The 4063-nt window shown below is 65.0% G+C and carries 4 protein-coding genes and 1 pseudogene; 2 read left to right on the top strand and 3 right to left on the bottom strand.

Features of this window, described 5'->3' with window-relative positions; translation table 11 throughout:
* Positions 1–85: 85 nt before the first annotated feature.
* On the bottom strand, positions 86–460 hold the full coding sequence (locus Ari01nite_RS49210; RefSeq protein WP_203791648.1) for a hypothetical protein: 375 nt from the start codon (positions 458–460) through the stop codon (positions 86–88).
* Positions 461–516: 56 nt separating this feature from the next.
* Positions 517–999, bottom strand: coding sequence for a hypothetical protein (locus Ari01nite_RS49205; RefSeq protein WP_203791647.1), 483 nt, complete (start codon positions 997–999; stop codon positions 517–519).
* Between the two features lie 391 nt (positions 1000–1390).
* Between Ari01nite_RS49205 and Ari01nite_RS49200 the strand changes: the two are divergent.
* Positions 1391–1567 (top strand): annotated as a pseudogene (locus tag Ari01nite_RS49200) (IS5/IS1182 family transposase); the annotation flags it as partial.
* A 143-nt stretch (positions 1568–1710) separates the two neighbouring features.
* Positions 1711–2835: a methyltransferase gene (locus Ari01nite_RS49195; RefSeq protein ID WP_203791646.1), complete on the top strand. Its 1125-nt coding sequence runs from the start codon at positions 1711–1713 to the stop codon at positions 2833–2835.
* A gap of 40 nt (positions 2836–2875) precedes the next feature.
* Here the strand turns inward: Ari01nite_RS49195 and Ari01nite_RS49190 are convergent, their stop codons facing one another.
* Positions 2876–3658: a transposase family protein gene (locus tag Ari01nite_RS49190; RefSeq protein WP_203791645.1), complete on the bottom strand. Its 783-nt coding sequence runs from the start codon at positions 3656–3658 to the stop codon at positions 2876–2878.
* Positions 3659–4063: the final 405 nt, after the last annotated feature.

Genomic DNA, 4063 nt, shown 5'->3' with positions numbered 1-4063 from the left:
GGCGGGTTCGGGCCGGGGGCCGCTGGAAAAGGACCTGTTCACAGGCACCTCGTCAGCGGCCTACCGGTACGATGCCTCCAGTCGGTCACGGGCTCGCGATCGCCGATCCGGGCGGCGGCCTCTTCCAGCAGTCCGGCGAACTGCTGCCGCTCCACGGCGCCGGACACATCTCGAGATGCAAGCCGAAATCGTAGATCGTCGCCGCTTCCCGCAGATACAACATTGTCCGCCGCCGCCGGGCCGCCGATCCCGCAGGCATCGACTCCACCGAGCGGATCACCCGCGCCAGCAACAATGCCGTCGCCGCGTCATAACCCAGATCTCGCGTTGCGGATCTGGACGCGCCGAGTGAGTCAAGGCGCCGACACCGTCGGAAAGGCCTCGCGCGGCTCGACGCGAATAAGAAGATCAACGGTAGGAGGCGGATCATGGTCATCGACACCGCAGGCCTGTTGGTCACCGTCGCAGTGTTGGCCGCATCGCCGCAGAATTCCGACCATAATCAACCGAGCCGGTTCAGCCGGCTGTCGCTGGCAGGCCGCGCCGCCGCCGCTGCTCATTGACACCGGACAGCAGAGTTTTCCTGACGGCAGCTGGGTCGGCGTCTAGCTGGCTATGCAAATCTGCCGCTTGGCTAGATAGTTCCTGAAGCCAGGTCGGGGCCGCCGGGTGGTTGGCCGCAATCTGCTGTACAGCCAACAAGGCACCCGCCGCCTCCTCATCGGATCGAAGGATAATAGCCGTAGCTGCCTGCCGGTAGAGAAAATGGGGATCACCCAGACGATTGGACATCTGGTTGTTGGCGCGCTTGCACCATCCAAGATATCCCTCAAGAGTGCCATACTCTTCAAGGAACGGGAAGACTGTATCCTGGACGACGCGTACGAGTTCCAGCATGTAACGTTCGCCATCGTCGGCAGTTTTAAATGGATGAAAGTCTCCGACAAAGTGGCAATCATGCCCGATCATCGATCCGGTATCCTTGTAGTCGACGGGCATATAAAGGGGATGGAGTATGACCTTTGGGCTTCTTGATCCACGCGCGATTCCTCGTGCGATCAAACCGACTGGACCTAGTATGATGCCCTGATCAAGTACAATCCACTCCCCCAGAATTTGGGGTATAGCGTAGCGAGAGGCGGCCAATGCCCACGGCTTCGGTCGTCGCTGACGTTCCATAGCGGTACCGCAATCTATGGTCGAGTGGTCACAAGATTTTGACTCTACGACATTTAGCGAGTTTCCCGAACTGGAGTTGGATATACTGAGCATTTTCCAACCTGATCTTGCAGGTCAGGGACGGAAAGGCGGGGGGTCGAAGATCGATTCGGGCGAGGCTCTCGGTAAGACAGCAATCCAAAACCCGATGCCCTGACCGGGAGCCTCGCTCGTGCTGTCCTATCCGTCCACGATCTCGTTGTCCAACCGAACCCTCAACCATCTCGCCAACCGCATCCGCAGCTACCGCAGCCGGCTCCGATCCAGGTGACGGCGCTTCGATGCGGGACGGCAAGCACTGCCCGCCCCGGCCCACCTGCGTAACGGCGACACGTACACCCGGCTCGCCGGCGAGTGCGCCCGCGACCACCGCGGCCAGCACCCGTCTGGCGCCCTTAGAGGTGAGTAAGCACCGTCTCGCTCACCGGGCAGCTACGGAACCTAATATGAGCTCCGGTCGGTGACAACTACTGGGAGTGGGGTCGGCAGTTGATGGGACGGCACGTCCGGCGGCCTGGGCGGCGAGTATCGACTCCGACCAGCGCGGCACGTCGGCGCACTGCTCGCAATCGCCGCCTGGAACTGGTCTATCTGCCTGGCCTCGAAGCCGTCGTCCGTGACGAGATCGCCGAGCGCCTGCCCGCTCTCCAGCGAGCGCGTGAGGTTCCGGGCCGGCAGGACGCGCTGGCTGGCGACCTGACCGGGCCGCTCGAGGACACCGCCCGCTTGCGCACCATCGTGGCAGCGTTTCACGTCCTGTCGTTCCCGGTCGCCAACCCGCGGGCACTTCTCAGCGGCGACTACATGCCTGACATGCTTGATGCCATCCGGGAGGTCGTTTCCCTCAACCGCCAGGAGACGCCGCGATCCCTGCGCATCGAGGCGGCCGGCCGTGACTCGCCGGTTCTGCGCAGGCTCGCCACCCAGCTGGCCGCCGGCGCCGGGTTACGCGAGGATGCCGACTGCGGCGACTGCGTGGTCCGCGTTCGCCCAACACCCGGTTCGTCCGGCTGGGACGTACTCGTGCGGCTCTCCACCAGGCCGCTGTCCACCCGCTCGTGGCGGGTGCAAGGGCACCCGGCCGCGGCCAACGCTACGGTGGCCGCCGCCATGGCGCGGCTGAGCCATTCGGATCCGGAGCAGCGGGTGGCCAACCTGATGTGCGGCTCCGGGACGCTCCTCATCGAGCGAATCATGCTCACGCGCGCACGGGCCGCGACCGGCGTCGACCTGGATCCGAAGGCCATCAACGCGGCGGAGCAGAACGTCGCCGCGGCGAAGCTGAGCGGCCAGGTGAGGCTCTTGAACGCCGGCGTCGAGGACGACGCGTGGCTCGCCGACGGCCCTTATGACGTACTTCTGGCGGACCCGCCTTGGGGTGACAAGGCAGGCCGGCACGACGAAAGCGAGGATCTGCACCTTACCCTCTTGCGCCGGGCACACGACGGCGCGGCGCCGGAAGCCAGGCTCGTAGTTCTCACCCACGAGATCAAGGTGATGGAGAGGTGTATGGTCGCCACCGCCGATCTGTGGCGGCCGGTCTCGCAGACTAAGGTGTTCCACAAGGGACACCATCCCCGGATCTACGTATTGGATCGCACGCCCTCTCGCCGCTGAGGTTCACCGATGGCGCCCGGCATGGCAACGCCACAGCCGTTCATCCTCCGTAGGGCGGGTTCTCGACGTGATGCAGGACGAGGATGGCTTGCACGATCGCGGTTGCCCGTCGTGGGCAGCAGCGCAGCTTGGCGAGGATTCTCCAGGTCTTGAGGGTGGCGATCGCGCGTTCGCCGCGGGCGCGGATTTTCGCGTGGGCCCGGTTCACGGCCTTCTGCCGGCGTGACAGCTTCGGCCGGAAGCGGCGCCGTTTGAACGGGGTGTGCACGCTACCGCGAGCACCTTGATAGCCCTTATCGGCGAAGGTCGTCACGTCTGCTGAGGTCAACGCCTCGATGATGTTGTGGGTCCGGGCCGCGGTCAGGTCGTGGACGGAGCCGGGCACAGCCGGCGAGGCCCAGACGAGGCGGCCGACCGCATCGGCGATGACCTGCACGTTGACGCCGTGGCGCTTGTGTTTCCCGGAGTAGTAGGGCTTTTGATCGGCGACCCGGTCGATCGGGATCAGGGTTCCGTCCAGGATCGCGTACGCCAGCCGGCGGATCCGGTCCATGGCGGTAGCCAGGTCGTCGGCTGAAGCCGCGAGCAGGGCGATCGCTTCTTGAACGTACCGCCATGCGGTGCTGACGCCGATCTCGAACCCGGCGGCCAGTCGGGCGTAGGTGTCGCCGTTGCGCAGATGGGCCAGGGCGAGCAGAGCTTGCCGTCCCGCGTCGAGACGCCGCCATCGGGATCGGCGCTGGGTGCGGTGGCTTCGGATGCGGTCGGCGAGGTGGTTGAGGGTTCGGCTGGACAACGAGATCGTGGACGGGTAGGACAGCACAGGCGAGGCTCCCGGTTGGGCACCGGATTTTGGTCGATTTGCTGTCTTACCGGGCGCCTCGTCCCCATCGATCACCGGGCTGCTCACACCTGCCTGACCTGCGAGATCAGGTTGGAAAAGGCTCACTCATCTCGGCATGTCCGCGAGCCTAGAAGCAGCGCTGGTTGTCACGCTGCGTATCGAAGACTCGCGGCTAAATAAAATGCGCCCGGTGCCGCGTGGAAGAATCATCGCCGCCGTGACCTTTTCTCTTGGGGAACTGCCGCCGGCGATCCAGGACCTTGCGTCTGCGTGGGGCGGCGTTCGGCCTGTGGTGGCGTCAGCATCCGACGCAACCGAACCACGGAAAGGCCGTCACGGGCGTTGAGTCGAAGTCAGCTGAGTGGCTAGGGCCCGCGCGGTGGG

This window comes from Paractinoplanes rishiriensis (assembly GCF_016862375.1).
Lineage (GTDB): Bacteria > Actinomycetota > Actinomycetes > Mycobacteriales > Micromonosporaceae > Actinoplanes > Actinoplanes rishiriensis.
Note: the sequence above shows the minus strand (reverse complement) of the source record. Positions and strands in the feature narration are given on the sequence as shown.

Excerpts from the sequence above, each read along its gene's own strand:
- Ari01nite_RS49205 (WP_203791647.1), bottom strand. The coding sequence starts at position 999 with ATGCCCGTCGACTACAAGGATACCGGATCGATGATCGGGCATGATTGC.
- Ari01nite_RS49195 (WP_203791646.1), top strand. The coding sequence starts at position 1,711 with ATGGGACGGCACGTCCGGCGGCCTGGGCGGCGAGTATCGACTCCGACC.